General features: G+C 66.8%; 24 protein-coding genes and 4 tRNA genes. 22 read left to right on the top strand and 6 right to left on the bottom strand.

All coding sequences use genetic code 11. The features are described from left to right. Positions 1-3: 3 nt before the first annotated feature. A complete protein-coding gene (efeB, locus tag ACSYDW_RS12065; protein WP_438338967.1) occupies positions 4-1,299 on the top strand; it encodes an iron uptake transporter deferrochelatase/peroxidase subunit in 1,296 nt (431 codons plus the stop codon). 89 nt (positions 1,300-1,388) lie between these two features. Here the strand turns inward: efeB and ACSYDW_RS12060 are convergent, their stop codons facing one another. Next, complete coding sequence (locus ACSYDW_RS12060) at positions 1,389-1,877, bottom strand: YajQ family cyclic di-GMP-binding protein (protein ID WP_438338966.1); 489 nt, start codon at positions 1,875-1,877, stop codon at positions 1,389-1,391. 157 nt (positions 1,878-2,034) lie between these two features. Between ACSYDW_RS12060 and ACSYDW_RS12055 the strand changes: the two genes are divergently transcribed. Then, a tRNA-Tyr gene (locus ACSYDW_RS12055) sits at positions 2,035-2,116 on the top strand. 107 nt (positions 2,117-2,223) lie between these two features. On the opposite strand, the gene ACSYDW_RS12050 is transcribed toward ACSYDW_RS12055, so the two are convergent. Further along, on the bottom strand, positions 2,224-2,637 hold the full coding sequence (locus ACSYDW_RS12050; protein ID WP_438338965.1) for a hypothetical protein: 414 nt from the start codon (positions 2,635-2,637) through the stop codon (positions 2,224-2,226). A 192-nt stretch (positions 2,638-2,829) separates the two neighbouring features. Here ACSYDW_RS12050 and trxA point away from each other — a divergent pair, with 192 nt between their 5' ends. Then, positions 2,830-3,201, top strand: coding sequence for a thioredoxin (trxA, locus tag ACSYDW_RS12045; RefSeq protein WP_438338964.1), 372 nt, complete (start codon positions 2,830-2,832; stop codon positions 3,199-3,201). 7 nt (positions 3,202-3,208) lie between these two features. Here the strand turns inward: trxA and ACSYDW_RS12040 are convergent, their stop codons facing one another. Beyond that, positions 3,209-4,201: a DNA-3-methyladenine glycosylase family protein gene (locus tag ACSYDW_RS12040; protein ID WP_438338963.1), complete on the bottom strand. Its 993-nt coding sequence runs from the start codon at positions 4,199-4,201 to the stop codon at positions 3,209-3,211. A 112-nt stretch (positions 4,202-4,313) separates the two neighbouring features. Between ACSYDW_RS12040 and ACSYDW_RS12035 the strand changes: the two genes are divergently transcribed. From ACSYDW_RS12035 to ACSYDW_RS12020, 4 genes are all read left to right on the top strand, one after another. Then, complete coding sequence (locus ACSYDW_RS12035) at positions 4,314-5,690, top strand: cystathionine beta-synthase (RefSeq protein ID WP_438338962.1); 1,377 nt, start codon at positions 4,314-4,316, stop codon at positions 5,688-5,690. A gap of 27 nt (positions 5,691-5,717) precedes the next feature. After that, complete coding sequence (locus ACSYDW_RS12030; protein WP_438338961.1) at positions 5,718-6,884, top strand: cystathionine gamma-synthase; 1,167 nt, start codon at positions 5,718-5,720, stop codon at positions 6,882-6,884. A gap of 208 nt (positions 6,885-7,092) precedes the next feature. Further along, positions 7,093-7,659, top strand: a complete 567-nt coding sequence (locus tag ACSYDW_RS12025) for a heme NO-binding domain-containing protein (RefSeq protein WP_438338960.1) — start codon at positions 7,093-7,095, stop codon at positions 7,657-7,659. A gap of 8 nt (positions 7,660-7,667) precedes the next feature. Next, positions 7,668-9,707 (top strand): putative bifunctional diguanylate cyclase/phosphodiesterase, encoded by a 2,040-nt coding sequence (locus ACSYDW_RS12020; protein ID WP_438338959.1) that lies wholly within the window; start codon positions 7,668-7,670, stop codon positions 9,705-9,707. Here ACSYDW_RS12020 and ACSYDW_RS12015 read toward each other — a convergent pair. Both ACSYDW_RS12015 and ACSYDW_RS12010 read right to left on the bottom strand, forming a co-directional pair. Further along, positions 9,704-10,165 (bottom strand): hypothetical protein, encoded by a 462-nt coding sequence (locus tag ACSYDW_RS12015; RefSeq protein WP_438338958.1) that lies wholly within the window; start codon positions 10,163-10,165, stop codon positions 9,704-9,706. The genes ACSYDW_RS12020 and ACSYDW_RS12015 overlap by 4 nt on opposite strands. Before the next feature lie 4 nt (positions 10,166-10,169). Further along, positions 10,170-11,654: an alanine/glycine:cation symporter family protein gene (locus tag ACSYDW_RS12010; protein ID WP_438338957.1), complete on the bottom strand. Its 1,485-nt coding sequence runs from the start codon at positions 11,652-11,654 to the stop codon at positions 10,170-10,172. A gap of 149 nt (positions 11,655-11,803) precedes the next feature. Here ACSYDW_RS12010 and ACSYDW_RS12005 point away from each other — a divergent pair, with 149 nt between their 5' ends. The 8 genes from ACSYDW_RS12005 (at position 11,804) to ACSYDW_RS11970 (ending at position 18,553) form a co-directional block, all read left to right on the top strand. Continuing rightward, positions 11,804-12,076, top strand: a complete 273-nt coding sequence (locus ACSYDW_RS12005; RefSeq protein WP_438338956.1) for a metal-sensitive transcriptional regulator — start codon at positions 11,804-11,806, stop codon at positions 12,074-12,076. Positions 12,077-12,086: 10 nt separating this feature from the next. Continuing rightward, positions 12,087-12,767, top strand: coding sequence for an MOSC domain-containing protein (locus ACSYDW_RS12000; protein ID WP_438338955.1), 681 nt, complete (start codon positions 12,087-12,089; stop codon positions 12,765-12,767). 301 nt (positions 12,768-13,068) lie between these two features. Continuing rightward, positions 13,069-15,036, top strand: a complete 1,968-nt coding sequence (locus ACSYDW_RS11995; RefSeq protein WP_438339084.1) for a DEAD/DEAH box helicase — start codon at positions 13,069-13,071, stop codon at positions 15,034-15,036. A gap of 618 nt (positions 15,037-15,654) precedes the next feature. Further along, positions 15,655-15,726, top strand: a tRNA-Thr gene (locus ACSYDW_RS11990). A gap of 71 nt (positions 15,727-15,797) precedes the next feature. Continuing rightward, positions 15,798-15,871, top strand: a tRNA-Met gene (locus ACSYDW_RS11985). Between the two features lie 345 nt (positions 15,872-16,216). Beyond that, a complete protein-coding gene (locus ACSYDW_RS11980; protein ID WP_438338954.1) occupies positions 16,217-17,536 on the top strand; it encodes an alpha/beta hydrolase in 1,320 nt (439 codons plus the stop codon). A gap of 104 nt (positions 17,537-17,640) precedes the next feature. After that, a complete protein-coding gene (locus ACSYDW_RS11975) occupies positions 17,641-18,330 on the top strand; it encodes a VTT domain-containing protein (RefSeq protein ID WP_438339083.1) in 690 nt (229 codons plus the stop codon). Between the two features lie 151 nt (positions 18,331-18,481). Continuing rightward, positions 18,482-18,553 (top strand) — tRNA-Thr (locus tag ACSYDW_RS11970). A gap of 90 nt (positions 18,554-18,643) precedes the next feature. On the opposite strand, the gene ACSYDW_RS11965 is transcribed toward ACSYDW_RS11970, so the two are convergent. Beyond that, entirely contained in the window at positions 18,644-19,252 is a 609-nt protein-coding gene (locus ACSYDW_RS11965) for a DedA family protein (protein WP_438339082.1), read from the bottom strand. Between the two features lie 487 nt (positions 19,253-19,739). On the opposite strand from ACSYDW_RS11965, the gene ACSYDW_RS11960 reads away from it, so the two are divergent. The 7 genes from ACSYDW_RS11960 (at position 19,740) to ACSYDW_RS11930 (ending at position 25,883) form a co-directional block, all read left to right on the top strand. Continuing rightward, positions 19,740-21,140 (top strand): MinD/ParA family ATP-binding protein, encoded by a 1,401-nt coding sequence (locus tag ACSYDW_RS11960; protein WP_438338953.1) that lies wholly within the window; start codon positions 19,740-19,742, stop codon positions 21,138-21,140. Beyond that, on the top strand, positions 21,141-22,076 hold the full coding sequence (locus tag ACSYDW_RS11955; protein WP_438338952.1) for a DUF2797 domain-containing protein: 936 nt from the start codon (positions 21,141-21,143) through the stop codon (positions 22,074-22,076). Positions 22,077-22,109: 33 nt separating this feature from the next. Beyond that, positions 22,110-22,385 carry a hypothetical protein gene (locus tag ACSYDW_RS11950; RefSeq protein WP_438338951.1) on the top strand — a complete coding sequence of 92 codons (276 nt, stop codon included), beginning with the start codon at positions 22,110-22,112 and terminating at the stop codon, positions 22,383-22,385. Between the two features lie 55 nt (positions 22,386-22,440). Then, positions 22,441-22,890 (top strand): FAS1-like dehydratase domain-containing protein, encoded by a 450-nt coding sequence (locus tag ACSYDW_RS11945; RefSeq protein ID WP_438338950.1) that lies wholly within the window; start codon positions 22,441-22,443, stop codon positions 22,888-22,890. Then, the gene (locus ACSYDW_RS11940; RefSeq protein ID WP_438338949.1) at positions 22,890-23,330 is read left to right on the top strand and encodes a MaoC family dehydratase; all 441 of its coding nucleotides are present in this window, start codon (positions 22,890-22,892) and stop codon (positions 23,328-23,330) included. Before ACSYDW_RS11945 ends, ACSYDW_RS11940 begins: the two co-directional genes overlap by 1 nt. A gap of 53 nt (positions 23,331-23,383) precedes the next feature. Continuing rightward, positions 23,384-24,691 (top strand): MFS transporter, encoded by a 1,308-nt coding sequence (locus ACSYDW_RS11935; RefSeq protein ID WP_438338948.1) that lies wholly within the window; start codon positions 23,384-23,386, stop codon positions 24,689-24,691. Positions 24,692-24,806: 115 nt separating this feature from the next. Next, entirely contained in the window at positions 24,807-25,883 is a 1,077-nt protein-coding gene (locus tag ACSYDW_RS11930) for a UDP-N-acetylmuramate dehydrogenase (RefSeq protein WP_438338947.1), read from the top strand. Positions 25,884-25,914: the final 31 nt, after the last annotated feature.

Below are 25,914 nucleotides of genomic sequence, written 5' to 3'. Positions count from 1 at the left end.
CCCATGGAGAAGCCCGAAGACATCGCCGCCGAAGACCGGAAGAAACCTCGCGGAATCAGCCGGCGCGGGCTCTTCGGCGCCGCCGGCGCCGGTGGAATCGGCTTGGCCGTAGGGGCCCTGGGAGCCACGGCCGTCAACGCGGCCGCCGTTCCCAAGCCCGCCGACAAGATCGTCGATTTCCACGGCGAACACCAGGCCGGCATTGTGACCGAGGCGCAGGACCGCATGCACATGGCCGCGTTCGACGTCACGGCAAGCACGCGTGAGTCGCTGGTGGCCCTGCTCAAGGACTGGACCGAAGCCATCGCCGAGCTGACACAGGGACGCGAGGTTGGCGACGGCGCCACCGGCGGCAGCTACGACGCGCCGCCGGATGACACCGGCGAGGCCATGGACCTGGACGCCAGCCACCTCACTGTGACGATCGGTTTTGGGCGGACCCTGTTTGAGAAGGACGGCAAGGACCGCTACGGACTGGCCGGCAAGCTCCCGGCCGCCCTGATCGAACTGCCGCACTTTGTCGGCGACGCACTCGAGGCGGAACGCAGCGGTGGCGACCTGGTGGTCCAGGCCTGCGCCGACGACCCGCAGGTGGCCGTGCACGCCGTGCGCAACCTGGCCAGGATCGCCTTCGGTCGGGCGCGCGTGCGCTGGTCGCAGATCGGTTTCGGCCGGACCTCCTCGACTACCACCACCCAGAAGACGCCCCGGAACCTGTTCGGATTCAAGGACGGAACGGCGAACCTCAAGCAGGAGAACGCCGACCTCCTCAACCAGCACGTCTGGGTCCGCGATGCCAGCGGATCCGAGGCCTGGATGAACGGCGGCACCTACCTGGTTGCGCGTCGAATTCGCATGCACATCGAAATCTGGGATCGAACCTCACTGGGCGAGCAGGAAGGTGTCGTCGGCCGCACGAAGAAGGAGGGTTCACCGCTCTCGGGCGGCGGGGAATTCACGGAGCCCGACTTCGAGATGCAGGGCCGCGAGGGTCCCCTGATCGCCACGGATTCGCACGTGTCGATTGCGCACCCGAGCCACAACAACGGCGTGCACATGCTGCGCCGCGGCTTCAACTACACCGACGGGTCTGACGGGCTGGGCAAACTGGATGCCGGGTTGTTCTTCATCGCCTTCGTCGTGGACGCGAGGACGCACTACGTCCCCATGCAATCGGCAATGGCCAGGAACGATGTCCTGTCGTTGGAGTACCTGCGGCACACGGGATCGGGACTCTTTGCCGTTCCGCCCGGCGTCCAGCCGGGTGGCTACCTTGGCCAGGGGCTCTTCGAATCCTGAGCCGGGCGGCTTGCGACGCACCACATGACGATGGGCCCGCCACCTCGAGAATTCGAGGTGGCGGGCCCATCGCCGTTTGGTGTCGCTGTTTAGCGGAAGTTCACAAACTGGAGGTCTGCATCTTCGAAGGTCCGCAGCAGCGCCATGGTCGCCTGCAGGTCATCGCGGGACTTCGAGGAAACGCGCAGTTCGTCACCCTGGATGGTGGACTTGACACCCTTGGGTGCCTCGTCGCGGATGAGCTTGTTGATCTTCTTGGCCACGTCCTGGGCAATGCCCTCGACGATGGAGGCCTCGATGCGGTACTCCTTGCCCGACGCGTACGGCTCGCCGGCGTCAAGGGACTTCAGTGAGATGTTGCGCTTGACCAGCTTGGACTGCAGGACGTCGAGGACCGCCTTGACGCGTTCCTCGGAGTTTGCCTTCATGAGGATCTTCTCGCCGCTGAAATCGACCTCGGCGCCGACGCCCTTGAAGTCGTAACGCTGCACGATTTCCTTCTGGGCCTGGTTCAGTGCATTTGACACTTCCTGGCTGTCTACCTTGCTGACAACGTCAAAGGTTGAATCGCTCGCCATGTGAGCCTCCTATGAGTAGAAATGGGCTTTGAATACAAGCCTACCGGGGCTCCGCAAATGCCCCAAAGGGGGCTGTGGGGCAGGTCACGTGCCATTCGATTTTATCTTTCCCGGAAAGTCATGTAGAGTTTCTACTCGTTCCGAAGGGAACAAATTCGGCAGATTACCCGAGTGGCCAAAGGGGGCTGACTGTAAATCAGCTGGCAACGCCTTCACTGGTTCGAATCCAGTATCTGCCACCGAATGAAGCTCGAGCCCAAATCGAAAGATTTGGGCTCGAGCTTTTTTGTGCCTAAGCGAGCATGTTTTCGGGGCCGTCTTCGGCGTTCTTGTGAGCTGCGGATCCCTACGCCGCCATTCGTTCCCCCATGGGCACGACGAACACGTCCCAGAGCAGCATCATGGAGTCGCTCGGAGCCTGGAGCACCGCGTTGTAGTGGGCCCACTGCCATTCGGTCGCCCCGTTGTCGGTGGGCGGCTTTGGAGGGCAGGAACCCGGCGTCAGCCACGCGTTTCCATTCCAGATGGCCTGGAGCGGCCCTACGGCGGTTGCCGCGGCGCTGGGATCGTCCAGCGGGCGCGGGTACGAGACCCGTTCCTGGATCCGCGACGCCGGCGCAATGGCAAACGGCATGGACTCGGTGATGGCCAGGTCCATGGGCAACCCGTCGACGTAGCGTTCGGCGAGCAGCATTCCTTCCGAGAGCGCCTTGCGCCCCGATTCCCCGGTGGTGATCAACAACAAGGTGCACCGTGTCATGACCCGTTCCCTTCCTGTGTGGTGGGTTCTCCGTTCCACCGAGGATAGAAGCCCCGCAGGGTGGTGGGCGTGGGTTTCGCGGGGTTGTGGACAGGCTACGTCCGGGGATCAAGCGAGCCGGGGGAGGGTTCCCTGACGCCCCAAACGGGGGGCAACTCAGGCGTGGAGATCAGTTCGCGGTACCGTGGAGGTATGGCTACCATCAACATCACCGAAGCTGAGTTCACCGCCGCACTCGAAGAAAACGACATCGTCTTCGTCGATTTCTGGGCGGAATGGTGCGGACCCTGCCGCCAGTTCGCCCCCGTGTACGAGCAGGTTTCGGAAAAATACCCCGACGTAAAGTTCGCCAAGGTCGACACCGAGGCCGAGCAGGGACTGGCACGCGCCGCGAACATCACATCCATCCCGACCTTGATGGCGTTCCGCGACAAGGTGCTCGTGTTCTCGCAGCCCGGCGCACTGAACGCCTCGCAGCTCGATGACCTGGTGATTGCCGTGAAGGGCATCGACATGGAACAGGTGCACGCGCAGATCGCCGAGCAGGAAGCCCAGGCCCAGTAGCCGGGCTTCAGCGCCGCCGGTGATCCATCGGCGCCAGCCTGGGCCCGAAGGTCTGCTTACGCACGCCCGAGGCGCCCAGAAGCCTCACCACTCGCTGCCGGTGCCCCGCATACGGGGCAAGCAACCGCAGCATCCCCTCGTCGTCGACCCGGCTCCCGGTCAGGACCTGTCCGACGAATGCGGCCAGGTGGTAGTCGCCGACCGACACGTGGTCCGGGGCCCCGTGGGTGCGTTGTACGACCTCGGCAATGCTCCAGGGGCCGACCCCGGGAATCGAGCCAAGCGCGGAATCAATGGTTCCGGCCCCCGCGACGCCCTCACGCTTCTCACCCAACCCCAGGGGACCCCATCGTTCCAGGCTGGGAGCCAGCACCGCGGCACGCACGGCGGCGGCCGAGCGCTTGGAGTCGACGCGCGCCTGGTGCCACTGCCAGGGCTGCAACGATCTCACGGCGGACGGGGTCGGAGGCAGCCGCATCCCGGCCGGCGCCGGCGCCGGGGGGACCTCGCCCACCGCAAGCGCCAGGTACCTCCAGGCATGGTGTGCCTCGATGACGGTGACCTTCTGCTCGAGGATCGCCGGGAGCAGTGCGTCGAAGATGCGGCCCGTGGCGGGGAAACGCATGCCGGGGTTCATCCTGCGGGTTTGCCGGACCACCGGGGGAACGTTGTCCGTGAAACCGGGTTCGTCGAAGTCGCTCCAGTCGTCGTGGGCGCCGACAAGCCGCAGGCCACCGTCCACCGCCGCCTGCGCGCCCGGCCCCCAGGCGCGCAGCAACACCTGCGCATGGAGTTCCCCGGAGCGGGAGACCAGCAGGGTGACGGGGCCTTCGCCGGTGTGGAAGCACAGCCAGGCCTGCGAGGTGCCCACACGGGTGGTGGGGTCCTGCGGCCCGCGCTGCAGGATCGCGAGGGTGGCGCGCAGCGAGTACGGTCCCCGCGGATCCCAGTGCGCCTGTGCATCGGCTGGGGGGAGCGGGGGTGCGACATCGTGGGCCATGGATCAATCCTCCCACCGGGCCGCAGCGGGTTGTTACGTGCGGCCCGTCGCTCATGAAGAATCACTACGGGCCACCACGAAATTGTTACGCCGCGCCGGTAGAGTGTGCGCCATGAAGTACGCGCGCACAGTCCTTGACCTGATCGGCAACACGCCATTGGTCCAGCTCAACTCAGTTACCGACGGAATCCAGGCGAAGATCCTGCTCAAGCTCGAATACCTGAATCCGGGAGGGTCCATCAAGGACCGCATCGCCCTGAAGATGGTCCAGAACGCCGAAGCCAGCGGCGAGCTGCAGCCCGGCGGCACGATCGTCGAACCGACAAGCGGCAACACCGGCGTCGGACTGGCGATGGTGGGCCAGCTCAAGGGGTACAAGACCATCTTCGTCACCCCCGACAAGGTGGGCGAGGAAAAGCGCGACGTGCTGCGCGCCTACGGGGCGGACGTCGTTGTCACCCCCACCGCCGTCGCCCCGGACTCGCCCGAGTCCTACTACGGCGTCTCGGACCGCCTGGTGCGCGAGATCCCCGGGGCCTACAAGCCCGACCAGTTCTCCAACCCCGCAGCCCCGGACAGCCACTACGAATCCACCGGCCCGGAAATCTGGGCCGACACCGACGGCACCGTCACCCACGTGGTCATCGGCGCCGGTACCGGCGGAACGATCACCGGTACCGGACGCTACCTCAAGGAGATCTCCGCCGACCGGCCGTCCGGGCGCGTGCGTGTCATCGGAGTGGACCCCGACGGGTCGGTGTATTCCGGCGGGACCGGGCGCCCCTACTTCGTCGAGGGCGTGGGGGAGGACATGTGGCCGGAAAACTACGACAAGTCCGTCCCGGACGAGGTGCTGCCCGTGGGGGACGCCGAGGCGTTCGAGATGACCCGCAGGCTGGCCAAGGAGGAGGGCCTGCTGGTGGGCGGCTCCTCGGGCATGGCCGTGGCGGCAGCCCTGCGCCTGGCCCGCACGCTGCCCGCCGACGCGGTGGTGGTAGTCATCGCCCCGGACGGCGGACGCGGCTACCTGGCCAAGATCTTCAACGACACCTGGATGCGCTCCTACGGCTTCCTGTCCACCGACGGGCAGGACACCGTGGCCAAGCTGCTGGGCTCCAAGGACGCGGCCCTGCCGGACCTGGTGCACGTGCACCCCAACGAGTCGGTGCGCGACGCGATCGGCATCATGAACGAGTACGGTGTCTCCGCCATCCCGGTGCTCAGCACCGAACCTCCCGTGCGGTTGGGGGAGGTGCGCGGCTACCTTGACGAGCGTACGCTGACCGAGAAGCTCTTCCGCAACGAAATCGCCCTCACCGACCCCGTCGGCCCGCTGGCGAGCGTCCCGCTGACCATGATCGGCGTGCACGAATCCATCGACAACGCCCGCACGCTGCTCGCCGGGCACGATGCCCTGCTGGTCACCCACGACGGCGCGGCCGTCGGGGTGATCACCCGCCACGACCTGCTGACCTACCTCACCCACTAGCACGCCCCCGCAAAGGACCCGTACGCCATGAGCCAGAACAACCACGCCGACCAGGGCTTCAACACCCGCGCCGTCCACGCCGGACAGGCCTTCGAACCGCGCACCGGGGCCGTCGTGCCGCCGTTGCACTTCTCCTCCACCTACGCCCAGGACGGGATCGGCAACCTCCGCGACGGCTACGAGTACGGCCGCGGCGGAAACCCCACCCGCGATTCCCTGCAGGAACAGCTCGCCGCGCTGGAGGGGGGAACGCACGCCTTCTCCTTCGGCTCGGGCCTCGCCGCGGAGGACTCGCTGATCCGCGCGCTGACCGCGCCGGGCGACCACATCGTGCTGGGCAACGACGCCTACGGCGGCACCTACCGCCTGATCGCACGGGTGCTCGGCGGCTGGGGGATCGGGAACACCCCGGTGAACATGGCCGACCACGCGGCGCTCGCCGAGGCCATCGCCGCGAACAACACCAGGCTGGTGTGGGTGGAGACCCCGTCGAACCCCATGATGCGCATCTCCGACATCGAGGCCATCGCGAAGATCACCCACGACGCCGGCGCCCTGCTGGTCGTGGACAACACCTTCGCCTCCCCGTACCTGCAGCAGCCGCTGGCCCTGGGCGCGGACGTGGTGGTGCACTCGACCACCAAGTACATCGGCGGGCACTCCGACGTCGTCGGCGGCGCGGTGATCGTCAAGGACGCGGAGCTGGCGGAAAAGATCGGCTTCATCCAGTTCGCCGTGGGTGCGGTTTCCGGCCCGATGGACGCGTTCCTGACCACCCGCGGGCTGAAGACCCTGGGCGTGCGCATGCGCACGCACTCGGAGAACGCCATGGCCGTCGCCACCTGGCTGGCCGGGCGCCCCGAGGTCGAGGCCGTGCACTACCCGGGCCTGGAGGACCACCCGGGGCACGAGCTGGCCAAGAAGCAGATGCGCGACTTCGGCGGCATGGTCTCGGTGCAGTTCACCGGCGGCGAGGCCGCGGCCCGCACCGTGGCGGAGGCGACGCGCATCTTCACGCTTGCCGAATCCCTGGGCGGCATCGAGTCGCTCATGAACTACCCCTCGGAGATGACGCACGCCTCCGTGAAGGGCACCGAGCTGGCGGTTCCGGTGAACCTGCTGCGCCTCTCGGTGGGCATCGAGGATGTCGCGGACCTGATCGCGGACCTCGAGCAGGCCTTCGCCAGGCTCTGAGCCGGCGCTCCCGGGGCCGGGTAACTCAACTCACCGCCCGGCGCGCCACGGCGACCCGCGGCCCAACCGCCCGATCCGGCATCGTGCCGGTAATCTGGAGATGATCAGTCTTTTTGTGATCCATGTCTGGAGGGTGGTGTCCGGGCCGCTGCCCCGGCCCGGGGTCCCGGGCCCGCGCCGGGCCCCGCGTTGTCCGAGGAATGGGGAAGTGCCCGTGCAGGGGATCATGTTCAACCTTGTCGAAGAGGTCGTGGGCCGCCACCAGGGCGAGGACGCCTGGGACGCCCTGCTGGAGCGGGCCGGCCTGGGCGGCGCCTACACGGCCGCGGGCAGCTACCCCGACGACGAGGCGCTGCGGCTGCTCGACGCCGCCGTCGGCGCCCTGGGTTCCACGCGGTTCGACGTGCTGCGCTGGTTCGGCCGCGAGGCCATCCCGATGCTCGCGGTCCGGTACCCCGCCTACTTCTCCGGGCACCGCGACGCGCGGTCGTTCGTGCTCCGGGTCAACGGCGTCGTCCACCCGGAGGTCGGCAACGTCTACCCGGGCGCCGCAGCCCCGTCCTTCGGATTCAGCGACGGGCCCGACGGCTCCCTGGTCATGGACTACGCCTCGCCGCGCAGGCTGTGCGCGCTGGCCCACGGGCTGGTGGAGGGGGCCGCCGACCACTTCGGGGAAACCGCGTCGTTCGAACACCTGCGCTGCATGAACGACGGAGCCGCATCCTGCCGCTGCCGCATCGACTTCCACACCGTGCAACCGGCCACCGCGGCATGAGCCGGCCGGTGCAGGCACAGCCGGAGATCCGGAAGCTGCAGCGGCGGCTCGAACGCGAGCGGCGGATCCGCCGCGAGGCGGAGTCGATCGCCGAGCAGGGGCTGCGCGAGCTCTTCACCAAGCACCAGCAGCTCCAGCTGCTCGAGGCCATCGCGGACGCGGCCAACCACGCCGAGTCCCTGCCCGACGCCCTGCAGGCCGCCGTGCGTTCGGTGTGCCGCTTCAGTCGGTGGCAGGTGGGCCACGCGTACGTTGTCGAGGAGGGTGCCGGCGGGCAGCGCCTGGTCTCCACCTCCATCTGGGACGGGGCGGGGGAGAGGCACTTCGAGGACTTCCACCGCTCCACAGGACTCATCGAATTCACCTCCGGCTTCGGGTTGCCCGGCCGCGTGTTGGCCGACGCGGCCCCGGTCTGGATCGGGGACATCGCCGCCGAGCCGGGCTTCGCCAGGTCCGCCTCGGCGGAACGCGCGGGGCTGCGGTCCGCGGCGGCGTTCCCCGTGTTGCTGGGCACCGAGGTCATCGCGGTGCTGGAGTACTTTGCCGACCGGGTGCAGGAGCCGGAGGAGACGCGGCTGCGCCTGATGCAGAAGGTGGGCACGCAGCTGGGCCGGGTCGCCGAGCGCGAGCGCGCCGAACGCCGGCTGATCCACGACGCCTTCCACGACCCGTTGACGCAGCTTCCCAACCGGGCCCTCTTCGCCGAGCGGCTGGCCGGCGCCGTGGCGCACAGCCGCCGGCACCGGGACGAGGATTTCGCCGTCCTGTTCATCGACATCGACAGATTCAAGCTTGTCAACGACAGCCTCGGGCACCCGGCCGGCGACAGCCTGATCACCGAGGTTGCGGCCCGGCTGCGGGCGCGCCTGGGCGGGGAACACACGCTGGCGCGGCTCGGCGGGGACGAGTTCACGGTGCTGATGGACGGGATAGCCGACGTCAACGACGCGGTGCGCACCGCCAAGGCGCTCATGGGCGCCTTCGACGAGCACTTTGCCGTGGCCGGGGAGGAGATCTTCGCCAGCGCGAGCATCGGGATCGCCACCGGCAACGGGGAGGATGTCACCGGGGACGAGGTCCTGCGCCACGCGGACCTGGCCATGTACCGCGCCAAGACCCAGGGCAAGGGCGGCTTCGAACTCTACGACCCGGACATGCACGAGTCGGCCGTCAGCCGGCTCGCGCTGGAGAGCAGGCTGCGCCGGGCCCTGCAGGACCAGGAGTTCGTGCTGCACTACCAGCCGATCATCTCCCTGGCGGAAGGCTCCATCGTCGGCGTCGAGGCCCTGGTCCGCTGGCGCAAGTCGGACACCGAGCTTGTGCCTCCCGCCGAGTTCATCCCCGTCGCGGAGGAGACGGGCCAGATCCTGTTCCTGGGCGTGTGGGTGCTGCGCGAGGCGTGCAGCACCATGGCCCGCTGGCACCGCGAGGTCCCGGGAAGCGCGGGCCTCTCGGTCAGCGTCAACGTCTCGGCCCGCCAGTTTGCCCAGCCCGACTTCGTGCAGCAGGTTTCACGGGTCATCCGGGAGACCGGCATCCGCCCAGGGGCACTGAACCTGGAGATCACCGAGGGGATCTCGATGGCCGATTCGGAACACACGATCGCGGTGCTCACCGAGCTGCGCGGACTCGGGGTGCGCATCAGCATCGACGACTTCGGCACCGGGTACTCCTCGCTGGCCTACCTGCACCGCTTCCCGCTGGACATCCTGAAGATCGACAGGTCCTTCGTGGCGCAGCTCGACGCGGGCGAGGAGGGCCGGCACGTCGTGCAGACCATCATGAACCTGGCCCGGAACCTCGGCCTGAACGTGGTGGCCGAGGGCACCGAGAACTCCGGCCATGTCGCCAGGCTCAAGACGATGGGCTGCGGGTTCGCACAGGGCTACTACTTCTCCAAGCCCGTCGCTGAGGAGGACCTGTCCCGGCTGCTGCGCAGCCGGGCCGCGGGGTCCGGCCAACGGAACGACAGCTGCCTCGACCCGGAGGCAACCCCGGAGGCAATCCCTGGGACACACCCGGAGCCGGCACGGACGCTGCGCACCTAGCGAGCTCCGGCCCGCTTGCGTGCCGCACGGCGTTCCGCACGCGCCGCCCGCGCCTGCGGGGCGAAGAACCTGGTGCTGCCCGGGGTCCACAACAGCGCGACGCCAACCAGCACCAGCCCCGCGAAGATCCCCAGGCGCAGCCCGCGGGTCATCAGCGGAAGCCCGATGATCAACCCGCACCAGGTCAGCGACATCCGTGCCGCAAGCTTGCCGCGCCACAGCTGGACGACGGCGAAGCCGACGAGCAGCCCGATCCCGACAAGCACCAGGCCCGCGGCCCAGAGCCCCGGTGCCTCGGCGGGCGGGCGCTGCGTGGAGTTGTGGAAGAAGCTCGCGGCGAACCCCAGCGCCGCCAGCGCCGTGGCAACCCACCACCAGCGCGCCACCACCAGCGAATGCGGAACGGAGGCCCGGGGCGTCACCTGCGGGGTCTGCGGGGATTGCTTGTCCGGTCCCAACGCCCTACTCGGCGACCTTCGCGGGAACGGCCCGGTAGTCGAGCACGTCCTCCTCGTTCCAGCAGTCGATGTTCTTCAGCTCGGGCAGCTGGGAGTGCACGAACGTGGGGTTCAGGCCCTGCTTGTGCTGCCGCGAGTAGTTCTTGAGCATCTTGAACGCCACGGGGGACAGCAGTGCGATGGCGATCAGGTTGATCAGCGCCATGATGCCCATGACCATGTCCGCCAGGTTCCAGACCACGTCGGCGGTGGCCATCGTGCCGCCGAGCACCGCGAGCGTGACAAGCACGCGGTAGGCGGCCATGACCTGCGGGTTGTCGGTGATGAAGCCGATGTTCGATTCACCGTAGTAGTAGTTCCCGATGATCGAGGAGAACGCCAGCAGGAAGATGATGATGGTCAGCAGCACGGCCGTCCAGGAGCCCAACGATGCGCTCAGCGCCTGCTGGGTCAGCTCGATGCCCTTGCCCGCGCCCACCGGGTCCTCGATCGCGACAAGGATGATGAAGGCGGTGATCGAGCAGATCAGGAACGTGTCGAAGTAGACGCCGAGGGTTTGCACCAGGCCCTGCTTGACCGGGTGCGTGACGGCAGCCGTCGCCCCGGCATTCGGAGCCGAGCCGAGGCCCGCCTCGTTGGAGAACATGCCGCGCTTGACGCCGATCATGATGACGGTGCCCAGGCCGCCGCCGATCACGGAGCTGAAGTTGAACGCCTCGGAGTAGATCGAGCCGAAGACCGCCGGAACCTGCTCCAGGTTGGTGAAGACGACGGCCAACCCGAGGAACAGGTAGAGCACCGCCATCGAGGGAACCAGGGACTCGGTGACCTTCGCGATGCGGCGCACGCCGCCGAAGACCACGGCGCCGGTGAGCAGGGCCAGCGCGACGCCCACGCCCAGCAGCAGCCCGGTGTTCGATTCGCCGGGGGTCCCGAACGCTCCTGCCACGGTGGCGCCGATGGTGTTCGCCTGCAGGGAGCTGAAGGCGAACGGGAAGCAGATGATCAGGATGACGGAGAATGCGACGCCCATCCAGCGGGCGTTCAGGCCCTTCTGCATGTAGTAGGCCGGCCCGCCCCGGTAGCCGTCGGCGGTGCGCACCTTGTACAGCTGGCCCAGGGTGGATTCGACGAAGCTCGAGGCGCCGCCGATGAACGCCATGGTCCACATCCAGAACACCGCGCCGGGTCCGCCGATGGCGATGGCCGTGGCGACGCCTGCGATGTTTCCCACACCCACGCGCGAGGCCGCGGAGATGGTGAACGCCTGGAACGCGGAGATCGACTTCTTCTCGCCCGCCTCGTTCAACAGCGCCTTGTCCGTGAGGGTCTTGAACATCGCGGGGATCATCCGGAACTGCACTGCCCCCGTGCGCACCGTGAAGTAGATGCCCACGACGGCCACCACGGGCAGCACGGCGAATGTCCACAGGAGGTCGCCCTGGTCGGCCAGCCATCCGGCAAATGCGTCATTATCTAGCAAGTTCATGTTCCGGAGGATACCGGAAATCGGGTGGCGGCGAGAGCGTGCCGACGCCGACGGGCCTCTCCCGGACGGTCCGTGTGCATGTGACAAACGATGACCCGGCGGCCGCTGCCGGTTCGCAGAAATTACCCCCGGGGGCATATTCTCAAGGCATGGAACTGGACCCAACAGAACTCAAACCGGTGCTCAACAGGCTCAAGCGCGCCCAGGGGCAGCTCGGCGCCGTGATCCGCATGATCGAGGACGGCCAGGAATGCGCGGACGTGATCACCCAGCTCTCGGCGGCCTCCAAGGCGCTGGACCGTGCCGGGTTCAGCATCATCGCCAGCGGCCTGGAATCCTGCATGCAGGCCGAGGCTGCGGAGGAAGGCTCCGGTGCCATGGACCGGCAAAAACTCGAGAAGCTCTTCCTCTCCCTGGCATAGACTGCAAGCCATGAGCGCACAGGTCAACATCGAAACAGCGAACCACCCGAAGCCCGGGACACTGGAGCAGGTCTGTGTCGTCCACGCGTTGAAGCCCGACCGGGGCATCGGCGTCACGGCGATCGACAAGCGAGCGGTTCCCGGTCCGGTCAAGGCCACCAAGGTCGGCCTCTACGCCGACGTGCAGGCCGACCGCGTCCACCACGGAGGCTACGACCAGGCGATCTACGCGTATTCGGAGGCCGAGGCGCAGCGTTGGGCGCTGGAGCTGGGCCGCGAGGTCCCCGGGGGAGGCTTCGGCGAGAACCTGAGGGTCTCCTCGCTGGAAACCACCGATGCCATCGTGGGGGAGCGTTGGCGGATCGGGCGGGACGTTGTCCTCGAGGTCACGCTTCCGCGCACCCCCTGCTCGACGTTCGCCCGGCACATGGAGGAAGACGACTGGGTTTCGCGTTTCACCGCGCGCGGCGACGTCGGCTGCTACCTGCGCGTGGTGAGGGTCGGCAAGATCCGGGCAGGTGACTCCATTGAAGTCGTTTCCCGTCCGGCGCACGGCGTGCGCGTGCGCGACGTCTTCACCGGCCCTACCGCGGAGCAGGCGCGTGCCATGCTCGACGAGCAGCGGGATACGGGAAACCCGCTGCCGGAGAAGATCCTCAAGAAATTCGGGCAGCTCGGGTTCGCAGAGTAGCGTTTTCCGGCCGCGGCGAACGGAGGGGAACTGCCGTGTGCGCAAGCTCACCGGGCAAAAAGGACCCCTGTTTGCGCCGGGGGCGATAAGCTTAGGTGTTCACTGTATCCGGCTTCCCTCGCATTCTGCCCAATTTTTGAGGCAGGAGCTCGTCGTGTGTGAGCCCGCCAAATCGTGCGGGAAGTTTCTTTCATAGGGGAGTCGCCGGACCAAGGTGATTGAGTCCGAATGTGCTGCGGAGCCTCGTTGAAACGGGGTGCATCCGCCCCTATGAATGAGGTTATTTTCCTTGTCTACTGACATGCCCGAAAACCAGAACACCAACGCCGACGCCAAGACCGAGGAGAACACCGTTCTCTTCACCGAGCTCGGCCTCGACGGCCGCGTCCTTGCCGCGGTTTCCGACCTCGGCTACGAGAAGCCGTCGCCGATCCAGGCGGCCACCATCCCGCTGCTGCTCGACGGCCACGACGTCGTTGGCGTCGCACAGACCGGCACCGGCAAGACCGCCGCGTTCGCCCTCCCGGCCCTGTCCAAGATGGCCGAACTGGCCGACCTGAACGGCACCGCACGCAACACCCAGGTCCTGGTCCTCGCCCCGACCCGCGAGCTTGCACTCCAGGTCGCCGAGGCCTTCACCTCCTACGCCAAGCACATGGGCGACTTCACCGTCCTCCCGGTGTACGGCGGATCGGCCTACGGCCCGCAGCTCAATGGCCTCCGCCGCGGCGCCCAGGTCGTCGTCGGCACCCCCGGCCGAGTCATCGACCACATCAACAAGGGTTCCCTGGACCTGTCGGACCTGCAGTACGTGGTCCTGGACGAGGCCGACGAAATGCTGCGCATGGGCTTCGCCGAAGAGGTCGACAAGATCCTCGAAGCGACCCCGGAAGAGAAGCAGGTCGTGCTGTTCTCGGCCACCATGCCTTCCTCGATCCGCCGCATCTCCAAGCAGTACCTGCGCAACCCGAAGGAAATCTCGGTCAAGGCGCAGTCCACCACCGGCAACAACATCCGCCAGCGCTACGTGCAGGTCATGGGTGCCCACAAGCTCGATGCCATGACCCGAATCCTGGAGTCGGAGTCCTTCGACGGCGTCATCGCCTTCGTGCGCACCAAGATGGCCACCGAGGACCTCGCCGACAAGCTCAAGGCCCGCGGCTTCACCGCGGCAGCCATCAACGGCGACATCCCGCAGCAGCAGCGTGAGCGCACCATCGACAACCTGCGCGACGGCAAGATCGACATCCTGGTCGCCACCGACGTTGCAGCCCGCGGCCTCGACGTCGAGCGCATCTCCCACGTCATCAACTACGACATCCCGCACGACACCGAGTCCTACGTGCACCGCATCGGCCGCACCGGCCGTGCCGGCCGCTCGGGCGACGCGATCCTCTTCATGACCCCGCGCGAAAAGTACCTGCTGCGTGCCATCGAAAAGGCCACCCGCCAGTCTGTTGAGCTGATGCACCTGCCGAGCGTCGACGCCGTGAACGACAAGCGCCTCTCGAAGTTCGCCGACAAGATCTCCGAGACCATTTCGTCGCAGGACCTGACGGTCTTCCGCAACCTGGTCGAGAAGTTCTCCGCCGAGCACGAGGACATCGACGAGGTCGAGATCGCAGCTGCACTGGCCCACATGGCACAGGGCGGCCGCCCGCTGCTCATGCAGGAACTCCCGGTTCCGCCGGCCAAGCAGGCACGCATGTCCAAGGGCGCGAACGACGGCTTCGGCTCCCGCGGCCCGTCGCGTCCGCTGACCGAGGGCAACGCCACCTACCGCCTTGCGGTTGGTCGTCGCCAGCGCGTCATGCCGGGCTCCATCGTTGGCGCGCTTGCCAACGAGGGCGGCCTGACCTCCGCACAGATCGGTGGCATCGACATCCGTGCCGACCACACCCTGGTGGAACTGCCGGCGGACCTCTCCTCGGAGCAGCTGCAGTCGCTTTCCCGCACCCGCATCGGCGGCGAGCTGATCCACCTCGAGCTGGATTCCGGCCGCAAGCCGCGCGGCGAACGCGATGACCGCGACGGCGGCCGTGGCGGCTACCGCGGCGGCAACGACCGCGGTGGATACCGTGGCGGCAACGACCGTGGCGGTTACCGTGGCGGCAACGACCGCCGCAGCGAAGGCGGATCCTCCGACGGCGGCCGTGGCGGCTTTGACCGCGACCGCGGCGGCTACCGCGGCAACGGCGGCGAGAACCGCTTCGGCGGATCGCGCAAGCCGCGTACCGCAGGTGGCGCACCGCGCCGTCGCGACTACTAGGCGCTGAATAGGCGAAGCCCCCGGCAAAGACGTCCTCCCCGCAAGTGGAGGCTCGTCCCTGCCGGGGGCTTTGTCGTGCCCGGCCAAGCACGCCATGCGGACAGGCCCTTTCGAGGGTCCTGGCGGGCCTCCGACCGCGTTGTTTCCCAGGGGCGAGCGGATGCCGCCCGGTGGACGGCCTGCGGTTGGAACCCGGGCATTGTGGGCAAATTACCCTCGATGCGCCCGCAGTGCGACTCGGAGGGCGCCTTGGACATCCGGATTCTGCCTCCGGCACTCCATCGGAGCGAGGTCCACGGTCGGCCCGGGCGAACTGCGGCCCGGATTCATGGCAAGCTCGCGCCGAGTGCCCAACTGCGGCAAGGCTTGGGCGGAGCCAGGGAGCAACTGCGGGCTAGTTCGTGGCAAGCTGCGGATACGAGCGGCGGTGCTCCGGACCTGGGGTCACCAAGAACCGTGCACTCACCGGCGCCGACCTGAACGACATGATCCCGGTCACCACTCGAGGCCCGATGAGGTACTCCAAAGACCAATAATCAGGCACTTTTGTGTCCTCTGACACAAAAGTGCCCATCGATTTCACAGTGCCGAAAATTGCTGGTAGAGTTCTTACTCGTTGCCCCCCTAGCTCAGTGGTAGAGCGCGTTCTTGGTAAGAACGAGGTCACCGGATCGATTCCGGTGGGGGGCTCTGAATGGAATGGCCCGCGTGTGATTCTGCCCGAAAGGGAACGTGATGCGGACGCGGGTTTTACCATTCGTGGCGGCTTAGCTCAGCTGGTTAGAGCGCACGACTCATAATCGTGAGGTCCCGGGATCGAGTCCCGGAGCCGCTACAGAATGATCCCCGTCTCCCTCGTGGAGGCGGGGATTTTTTGTGTTTTCGGATGTTGCCCGTATCTGCTTCCGGGACGAGATCCTGCAACGGGGCAGTCGTGGTTCCAGACGGTGCTGGACAGGATGAGACGGTATCGTCGCCTGGACGGCCTTGCATGAGTAGAGGCACCGCAATCACGGAGCGAGCCGCGCCAACTCGGTGGGCGCAGGTGATTCACAGGGTATTTTTCGCAGGTGCACAGTTCGCCCAGGGGCTCGTCGAGCGGAAATCAGCCTAGTCTCATTTCAGGACGAGGGCCGCGGCCCCCCCCGAAACGTTGTTGAGCCAAGGAATGGAAGCGGCCATGGGTTTCGTGAATTCGATCAGTTTGATTGGCGGTTGGTTTCCCGCAGTTGTGTGGATCTGTGGGGTGGTCGGGTTGTTGGTCCTGATTCTTCCCCGCAATCAGTCCAGATGGCTGCTCAAGGTCCTGACGTTGGCCGTCGTTGCGATACTCGTGACATTGCTGGGTCATTGGTTGCTGGTCTGGGTCTTCTATCTGCTTCCCGAGCCAATGCCCGGAGTCGTGATCACGTGGGGGTGCGTGGGCGTCTTCGCGGTGTTGCTGGGAGTCTTCGGGATGAGGGGCCTCGAAACGTGGCGCAGACTGGCCACGCCCTTTGCCGTGGTCGCGGTGGTCCTGTTGTCCGCGGTGCAGGTCAATGCCTATTTTGGCCAGTACATAAACATCGGGAGCTTCTATGATGCCGACACGTCGGGACTGCCAACCCTGAGTCAGCAGGACATGCGCACACCTAGGGAACTCGCCCATGAAATCGCCTCCAAACTCCCGGCCAGCGAAGGCTGGAGGCCGCCGGCCGATATGCCCGCGGGAGGCAAACTGTTCGAGAATGGCATTCCTGGAACTGTCTCAGGGTTCTCGGCCCGCAACGCGGTGATCTATCTTCCTCCGGCATATCTGGTTGCGAAACGCCCCCAACTGCCGGTGATGGTCATGGTGGCCGGCCAGCCGGGCAGTCCTCAGCGATGGCTCGACTCTGGGAACCTCGAGCGCATCATGAACAAGTTCGCCCATGGGCACCATGGTCTGGCCCCCGTTGTGGTCGTGGTCGATCCCAACGGCAGCGAGAACGGGAACACCATGTGCATGGATAGCCAAATCGCCATGGCCGGAACCTACCTCGCAGTGGATGTCCCGACGTGGGTCAAGGAGAACCTCGACGTCCAAACCGACACCTCCCGGTGGGCCTTCGGTGGTTTCTCCTTTGGCGGGACGTGCGCGATCCAACTGGGCACCGAGCAACCCGACATCTACCCGAACATCCTGGACCTGTCTGGTCAGCTCGAGCCGGCGCTGGCGGCGAACCGGTCCGTCACGATCCAACGCTCGTTCGGGGGCAACGCCGCCGCATTCAATGCCAAGACGCCGCTGGCCCTGCTGAGCCGGAACAAATACCACAAAAGCTTCGCGTACTTGTCCGTTGGTTCCGACGACCAGCACTACGGTCCGGAGATGAGTACACTCTCCGCAGCGGCCAAGGCATCGGGAATGACGGTCGTCGTGGCCTCTGTCGCGGGCATGGGCCATTCATGGAAAGCCGCAAAGGTCGGGCTGGCGGACGGCTTGAATGCGTTGGCCCAGCGGATGGGGTTGTCCCCGTAGTTCCGTGTGCTTTCTGAGCCTTGGCCATGAATTAACTGCGAGCCTGTTCCTGCGGAAACAGATCCGTCCATGGGCGACTGTGTGTGGCCTAGTGTTGGGTGGTGATTTCTTTTTCGAACGTACATGCGGCACTTGCCGCAGTTTCGGTACGGCCCGTAACCTCGAGTTTTCTGCCGGATTGGTTGAATCCGGACGTGTTCCTTCGTGATCCGGCCCTCGGCCCATGGGTCATCCTGCTGGTTTGCGGCATTGTGTTTGCGGAGACGGGCCTTTTGGTCGGATTCTTCCTGCCCGGCGATTCCATGCTCTTCACGGCGGGACTTTTGGTCGCGACTGGCGCGCTGGACGTCAGCCTGCCGGTTTTTGCGCTGCTGATATTCATCGCCGCATTCGTGGGCGACCAAACCGGGTACTTGATCGGACGCAAGGCGGGCCCGGCAATTTTCAACCGCCCCGATTCTCGGTTCTTCCGCCAGGAATACGTCGAGAAGGCCCACGCGTTCTTTGAGCGGTTTGGTGGCAGGGCGGTGGTCCTGGCCCGGTTCGTGCCCATCGTCCGGACCTTCGTGCCCGTCATCGCGGGAGTCGCACACATGAGCTACAAGGTCTTTGCGCTCTACAACTTGCTCGGCGCAATGCTGTGGGGCGTTGGCGTGACACTCCTGGGGTACTGGTTGGGGCAGTACGAATGGGTCGGCAAGAACATCGACGTGATCTTCGTTGTCATTGTCCTGATCTCCGTGATTCCCATCGGTCTGGAATTGTTCAAGGCAGGACGTAAGAAGGCCCGGTAAAGCTGGACACGGTTTCGGTGGCTTTGCTTTTCCCGGCAGGGCCTGAAGCGGTTTCGACGCCGTCACATCGGCAACAGAATGCGAGCTTCGTCACTTTCGGTGCTCTCGATGTGCATTTTGGGTCGGTTGTTGGGTAGAGTATTTCTTCGTTGCCCCCCTAGCTCAGTGGTAGAGCGCGTTCTTGGTAAGAACGAGGTCACCGGATCGATTCCGGTGGGGGGCTCGGAGATGAAAACCGCCGTTCACCCATGTTGATGGGTGAACGGCGGTTTTTTGTTGCCCACTAATTTCCTTTTCCGTTTTGCTGCAGCTTCTACTTCCGGAGCGACGTGTTGCCGCTGATGCGGGCGACGACCCTGTCGATCGCGATGCCGAGTGCCAATGCCACAATCACTGCGACCACCATTCCCAGAAGGTGGTACTCCTGGAACCACTGCCCGGCCAGCATGCCGATGAGCACGGAGTATGCGGCCCAGCCAACACTGGAAAAGCAGGTGAGCACAAGGAAATTGCGATGCGGGTAGCCGGTGGCTCCGGCGACCAGATTGACCGCAACACGGCCAATGGGCACGAAGCGGGCCACAAGGATCAATGACACGGGCCGTAGACGCAGCTCGTAGCCGGCCCAGGCAAAGGCGTGCTGAAGCCGTTTGCGGCGCATCCATGCGAATCGATCCGTGCCGATGGCCCTGCCGATCAAGTAGGCGACGTTGTCGCCCACGAACGCGCCCATCCCCGCCATGAGACCCAAGAGCCAAGGGTTGGGCATGCCCCTGCTGGGTATCAAGGACGCCAGCGCCACGACCAGTGACTCGCTGGGAACGGGCGGGAAGAAGCCGTCAATAGCGCAGAACAGGAAAATCATCAGGTAGGAGAGTGGGTGGCCCGCAGCCGAAAGGATAAAAGCGCTCAATGCGTCCAATGCGGTGCTGAGAATATCCATGGGCGGTCCTGTTCGTTGCGTGCATGGCGTCGTCCGCGCCGAGCGATGGGTCTCCACCAAGGCTAGCCATCGTCGAAATCAAAACCTACTTCGGTGTCCGATGGCACCATGCCGGGGGCAATCTGCTGGTTCGGCCGGGTTCCCCGATATGATGGAAGAAGTGCGAAATCTGTGGTCATGGGTGGCTTGTAGCTCTATGAAGGGCCGATGAGAGTAAGCGCTCGTGACGACGAAGACCCTTTATGAGAGGACAAAGCGCATGCCCCAGGCCGACTTCAACCAGGAGTTCCCGACCCGAGCCTCACTGAGACGTGCACGCCAGGGCCAGCCGGATTCGGGGAACCTGAGGGGTAACGCGGACGCTGAGCCGGCCGCAGCGCCCGAGCCTGCGGATGAGTTTGATTCGGTTCCGGAATCTGCGCGTCGGGAAGTTCCAACGCCCGATAGTGCTGCCACGGCGAAGCCGGTGGCTCCAGTCCCGGCAGCAATCAAGAAGGGTGCGCCGACCGCCAAGAGCGGCGCATCCACCTCGGAGCCAAAGCCCGCGAAGAACGCCAAAAAGGCGGGGAAAGCGACGGCGGACTTCACCAAACCTGCCAAGAAGGCCGAGCAGAAGGCTTCTGAAGGCGCAGGACCGGCGACAACCAAGGTTCCTGTCGTGGGTGATTCCCCGAAAGCAGGCGCCACGAAACCTGGGCCGACGGCAGTGTCCGAGGCGAAGGCTGCAATTGTCTCCGCACCCGCTGCTGCAGGCAAGCCCGGCGAACCTGGCCAGGCTATGGCTGCTCCCGCCCCATCCGCAGCTGCGGAGACAGCCCCGGTCGATGCCGAAGCAGGGGCGGCCGCCAGTGCGTCCGGGGAGACCGGTCCCGCAACTCGCGAGGACCTCTCCACTGCGGATGGACGGCGCCAGGCTTTCAGGGACATGACGCCGGGAGCGGGGGAGCGCGACACCTTCCTGAGGCCCGAGGACGAGACATCGTTCCGTGCCGAGCGAGGGTTCCGCGGTTTCCTCTCGCGGATGGGCTTCAACATGGAGCCATCGGCGCAGGAAGTGGAGGAGCGCAACTGGCGCCGGGCCGTGGGTACCCGCCTGAACGAGCCGAAGACCATCTCCGTGGTGAACGGCAAGGGCGGCGCCAACAAGACCCCGACTGCGGTGTTGCTCTCTGCGGTCTTCGGGCGCAACGGCGGCGACCCCGTCTTGGTCTGGGACAACAACGGGACGCGCGGAACCCTCGGATGGAGAACCGTCCAGAACTCGCATTCCCGGCACTCGATGGACCTGCTGGGGGAGGCTGGCAAGCTCAAGGACGTGAAGGTCGGCGATCCGGTCATCCACGACTACGTGCACTACCAGCCGGAGGACTGCTACAGCGTGCTGCGCACCGACCCGACGCTGCTGGCCTCGGAGCAGCACGTGAACGCCGCGGACTTCGACGTCCTGCACGAAATCGTCTCGCGCTTCTTCGCCCTGACCATCGTCGATTCCGGGAACGACGAATCGGCAGAGCGCTGGATGCGCATGATCGACCACACCGACCAGCTCGTCATCGCCAGCACCACGGTGGAGGAACATGCCGAAGCGGGCGCGCTGCTGCTCGAAGCACTGGCCAAGCGCGGCGGACACTACGCCGAGCTGGCGAAGAACGCCGTCGTCATCGTTTCTCAGCACCAGCCGCAGGGCAACAACGACCAGCTCAACCGGATCACCCACGGATTCCGCCGGCTGGCGCGCTCGGTGGTGACGGTTCCATACGACGCGGCGCTGGTGAAGGGGCAGATCCGTTTCGACGAGCTGCGTCCGGCCACCCGCCGGTCGTGGTTGCACGCAACGGCAGCCGTCGCCGATGCCTTGACCGACTAAATGCCGGATCAAGCGCTGCTGTGCCGGGGCGTCCTCTGGCCCGCCGGTCCCGGCGTTCCCCGGTTGGCCCTGCGCGATTCGGGCGACGGGGACCGCGGCATTGCGCTTCTCGCAGGGGTAGAACTCGGTTTCGAGGTACTTCCCGGGCGCTGGTGCCTGGGGTACCAGATGGTCCACGACCGGATACACCGTACCCAGGTTCCGTGCCCCGCCGGTGCGAGTGTGACACGCGGAACCCAGTGCGCTTCCTGCGAGGCTGCGGACCAGTCGCGGGCAATGCACGACTTCCACCGTTCCGGACGCGCCGGCGCCGGGCTGCGGGACTACCTCATGCAGGAACATTGGCTCTATGTGGCGTCTTTCGCCCACGGGGTCAGCAAGATCGGCACTGCGGCGAATCCCAGCAAGTGGCGCAGGCTTGCCGAGCAGGGAGCCGTCAGCGCCCGCTACGTCGGGCTTGCCGCCGACGGCGGCCAGGTGCGCATCCTTGAAGACCTGGTGACCGGGGAGCTGGGACTCACGCAGCAGGTGCGTGCCCGCTCGAAGGTTCGCGGCCTGCTGGACTCGCGCAGCAGCCTCGCCGCGCTGGAGGCCGCAACCGCCGACCGCGCGGCGCAAGTCAGGGAGTTGCTCGAGGGGCTTCCGGACCGGGGCGACGGCACCTTCACGGTTCTCGACGAACCCTGGACCGCCCCGGCGCAGGCGTCGGCCTTGCTGGAAGGCTGGGAATCCAACGCCCTGCAGCCCTATCCCGCTGACCTGGCCGCCGGCGGGCACGGGTTCACCGTGGATGCGGTCTTGGGGCAGGGCCTCGGCGTCCGGCTCGGGAACGCCCCCGATCTGTTCGTGGCCGACGCCTCGCTGCTCAAGGGAAGGAAGCTGGTGCCGGGGCCATACGTGACGAAGTCCCCGGCCATCCAGTCGGCCTTGTTCTGATGTCCGTGCGTGCATCTGAACTAGGATTGACCCATGACCAACACTCCCTGGGAAGCCTCTTCCGGACTCTACAAGAAACTGGCCTTCGGGTCGATGATCATCTCGGGAACCGGCATCATCCTGGCCGTCATTGGCGCCAACCTCAAGAACCAGCCGCTGATGTACACGGCCATCGGCATCATCGGCGTCGGGGTGCTGACCCACCTGGTCGGCATGACGGTGCGCGCCCGCGACGCACGGGCGTGGCGCGTTTCCCAGGGCCTGGTCCCGGCCTCACGGCCACGGCGCGAGCGCCGGAAGAAGTCCTAGCGCCACCCGCACTGCCCCTTTGTTTCCACACACCTGCCCAGGAGAGAAATATCCGATGAGCATCAACCCCGAGCTGGCCGGGCGCGTTTACCCGGCCCAGGATCCCTACGTCGTCGGCCGCGAGAAGGTGCGCGAGTTCGCCGCGGCCGTGAAGGCCACCCACCCGGCGCACTTCGAGCTGGCCGCCGCCGCCGAACTTGGCCACGCGGACCTGCTGGCCCCGCCGACCTTCGCCATCATCGTGGCCCAGCGTGCCGACGCGCAGCTGATCGCCGACCCGGCCAGCGGCATCGATTTCTCGCGTGTGGTCCACGCCGACCAGCGCTTCACCCACCACCGCCCGATCCTTGCCGGTGACGAGCTGCTTGCCGAACTGCACGTGGACACCGTCCGTGCCATGGGCGGCGGCGCGATGATCACCACGCGCGCCGAAATCACCACGACCGCGGGCGAGAAGGTCGCCACCACGGTTTCCTCCCTTCTGGTACGCGGAGAGGACCAGTAATGATCGACTTTGCAACCCTCGAAAAGGGCATGGAGATCGGCTCCACCACCATTCGCGTGAACCGCGCCGACCTGGTGCGCTACGCCGGGGCGTCGGGGGACTTCAACCCGATCCACTGGAACGAGCGCTTCGCGACAGAGGTCGGGCTGCCCGGCGTCATCGCCCACGGAATGTTCACCATGGGCTCGGCAGTGCAGCTGGTCAGCAACTGGGTGGGCAACCCGGGGGCGGTCATCGACTACCAGACGCGCTTCACCAAGCCGGTCCCGGTGGCCGATCCCGCCGGCAGCAACCCGAGCGACCACGAAGGCACGGCCGTCGAGGTCAGTGGCGCGATCGGCGCCCTTGACGCGGAGGCCCGCACCGCGCGCGTCGACCTGACCGTCACGCTCGATGGCACCAAGGTGCTCGTCAAGGCGCAGGCCCTGGTGCAATTCTGAGCAGCGGATCCCGTGCCGGGCGCGGCGCCGCGGGGCCGCGCCCGGCCAAGGCCGTGGCCAACCCCGAGGTGCTGCCCTGGCGCAATGGCGTCATCGCGGCGTACTTCGCCTCCGGGCTCGTCATCTCCACACTGGTGGCCCGGCTGCCTTCGGTGCGCGATGCGCTGGGGCTGAGCCACGGGGAGATCGGCCTGCTGCTGCTGTGCATGACGGCCGGGTCCTTCCTCTCCGTCTCCGCCTCCGGGTTCATCGTGATGCGGCTGGGTTCCAAGCGCACCATGGTGCTCGGTGCGACGCTTGCCTCAGTGGCCATGGCGGCGGCGGGCATCGGCTCGGCGGTCTTCGGATCAGTCGCCCTGACCGGGGTGGCCCTGGCGCTGCAGGGCCTGGGCACCGCCAGCTGGAACGTCGCCTCGAACGTACAGGGCGCGGCCATGGAACGGGCGCTGGGCAAGGGCATCATGCCCGCGCTGCACGGCTTCTTCTCCGTGGGCACGGTGGTCGGCGCGGCCGCCGGGGCACTGGGCGCTGCAGCAAACCTGTCGATCGCCTGGCACTTCGGGATCATGGCGCTGGCCGTGGCGCTGCTGGTCCACCTCGGCGCGCGGTCCTTCGGCGCCGAGACCGCGAGCACCGGCAGCGGTTCGTCCAACAAGGCGCTGTTGGCCGCAGCCTGGCGCGAACCGCGCACCCTGGTGCTCGGCGTGCTGGTGCTCGGTATGGCGCTGGCCGAGGGCGCCGCAGGCGACTGGGTCGCGCTCGCGCTTTCCGACGGCTACGGTTCGGCGAACACCGTCGGGGCCCTGGGCTACGGCGTGTTCGTGACGGCCATGACGGTGGCGCGGATGCTCGGCGGGCGGATCCTGGACAGGTTCGGGCGCGTGCTGGTCATGCGGGTCTCCGCGGCAAGCGCGCTGGCCGGGCTGCTGCTCTTCGTCTTCGGTCCCTCGGTGCAGGTGGCGATGGCCGCACTGGTCCTGTGGGGGCTGGGCGTGGCGTTGAGCTTCCCCGTGGCGATGACCGCGGCCTCGGACGACCCGATGCGGGCCGCTGCGCGGGTCTCGGTGGTCTCCACCATCGGCTACGGCGCATTCCTGGGCGGGCCACCGCTGCTGGGCCTGCTGGCGGACCGGATCGGGCTGCTCAACGCGCTGGCCTCCGTCGGGGTGCTGGTGGTCGTCTCGTTCCTGTTGGCCGGTGCCACGGCCCCGGAAGCCGGACGCGACGCGGAACCCGCACCCAACACGGAACCCGCAACGGTCCGCGGGCCTGCCCCCGCGGCGGCACCGGGTGCGTCCGATCAGCCGCAGGCGCATCCCGGCGGGCATTCGGACACCGGCGCGGCTACCATCAAGGAGTAGGCGCGCAAGCCACGGGCACCGCCGGCCACCGATCCTTCCACAGCATCCAACCACCCGCATCCTCCACCGCCGGGCATCGCACCGGCACCCATTCCCAGAACAGGTGCAAGAAACAGTGAACACCCCGTTGCTCTCCCAGATGACCACCACCGGCGTCGGCGGCCCGGCCCGCACCCTGGTGCGCGCCACCACGGAACAGGAGATCGTTGCTGCCGTCGCCGAGGCCGATGCGCGCCGCGACCCGCTGCTGATCATCGGCGGCGGGTCCAACCTGGTCATCGACGACTCCGGCTACGACGGAACCGTGCTGCACATCGAATCCCACGGGGTGCGGATCGCCGGGGAACTGGGCGACGGGCGGATCCGCGTGGACATCGCCGCGGGCCACCCCTGGGACAACGCCGTGGCGCAAACCCTGGCCGCCGGCCTCAGCGGGCTCGAAGCGCTCTCCGGCATCCCGGGTTCCGCCGGCGCCACCCCGGTGCAGAACGTGGGAGCCTACGGGGCCGAGGTCGCCCACACCTTGCTTGAGGTCCGCGTGTTCGAACGCTCCACCGGCAGCACCATGCACTTCGGCAACGCGGGCCTGGGCTTCGGGTACAGGGATTCGCTGCTCAAGCGGACCACCGTCGAGGGGTCCCCGGAATACGTGGTGCTCTCGGTCAGTTTCGCCCTCGAACGCCGCGCGGACTCCGCGCCGGTGCGCTACAAGGAACTTGCCGCCTCGCTCGGCGTGGAGGTCGGCGAGCGGGCCGACGCCGGTGCTGTGCGCACCAAGGTACTTGAACTGCGCGCCTCCAAGGGCATGGTCTTCGACCCGGCGGACCGCGACACCTATTCCACGGGTTCCTTCTTCACCAACCCGATCGTCGACGCCTCCGTGCTGGACACGCTGCCCGAAGGAGCGCCGAACTTCCCGGCCGCCGAACCGGGCAAGGTCAAGCTCTCCGCCGCATGGCTGATCGACCGCGCGGGCTTCGGCAAGGGCTTCGGGCTGCCCGGAACCCCGGGCGAACACGTGGCCCAGGGTCGCGCCTCGCTCTCCACCAAGCACACGCTTGCGATCACCAACCGCGGGGAGGCCGGCAGCGAGGACATCCTGGCCATTGCCCGGGCCGTGCGCGCCGGTGTGAAGGAACGCTTCGGAATCGAGCTGCACAACGAACCGCTGCTGATCGGCTGCGGCCTCTAGCGGCGGCACCCGACACCCGGCAGGCGGACCC

Source organism: Paeniglutamicibacter selenitireducens (genome assembly GCF_051550675.1).
Classification (GTDB): Bacteria; Actinomycetota; Actinomycetes; order Actinomycetales; family Micrococcaceae; genus Paeniglutamicibacter.
Note: the sequence above shows the minus strand (reverse complement) of the source record. Positions and strands in the feature narration are given on the sequence as shown.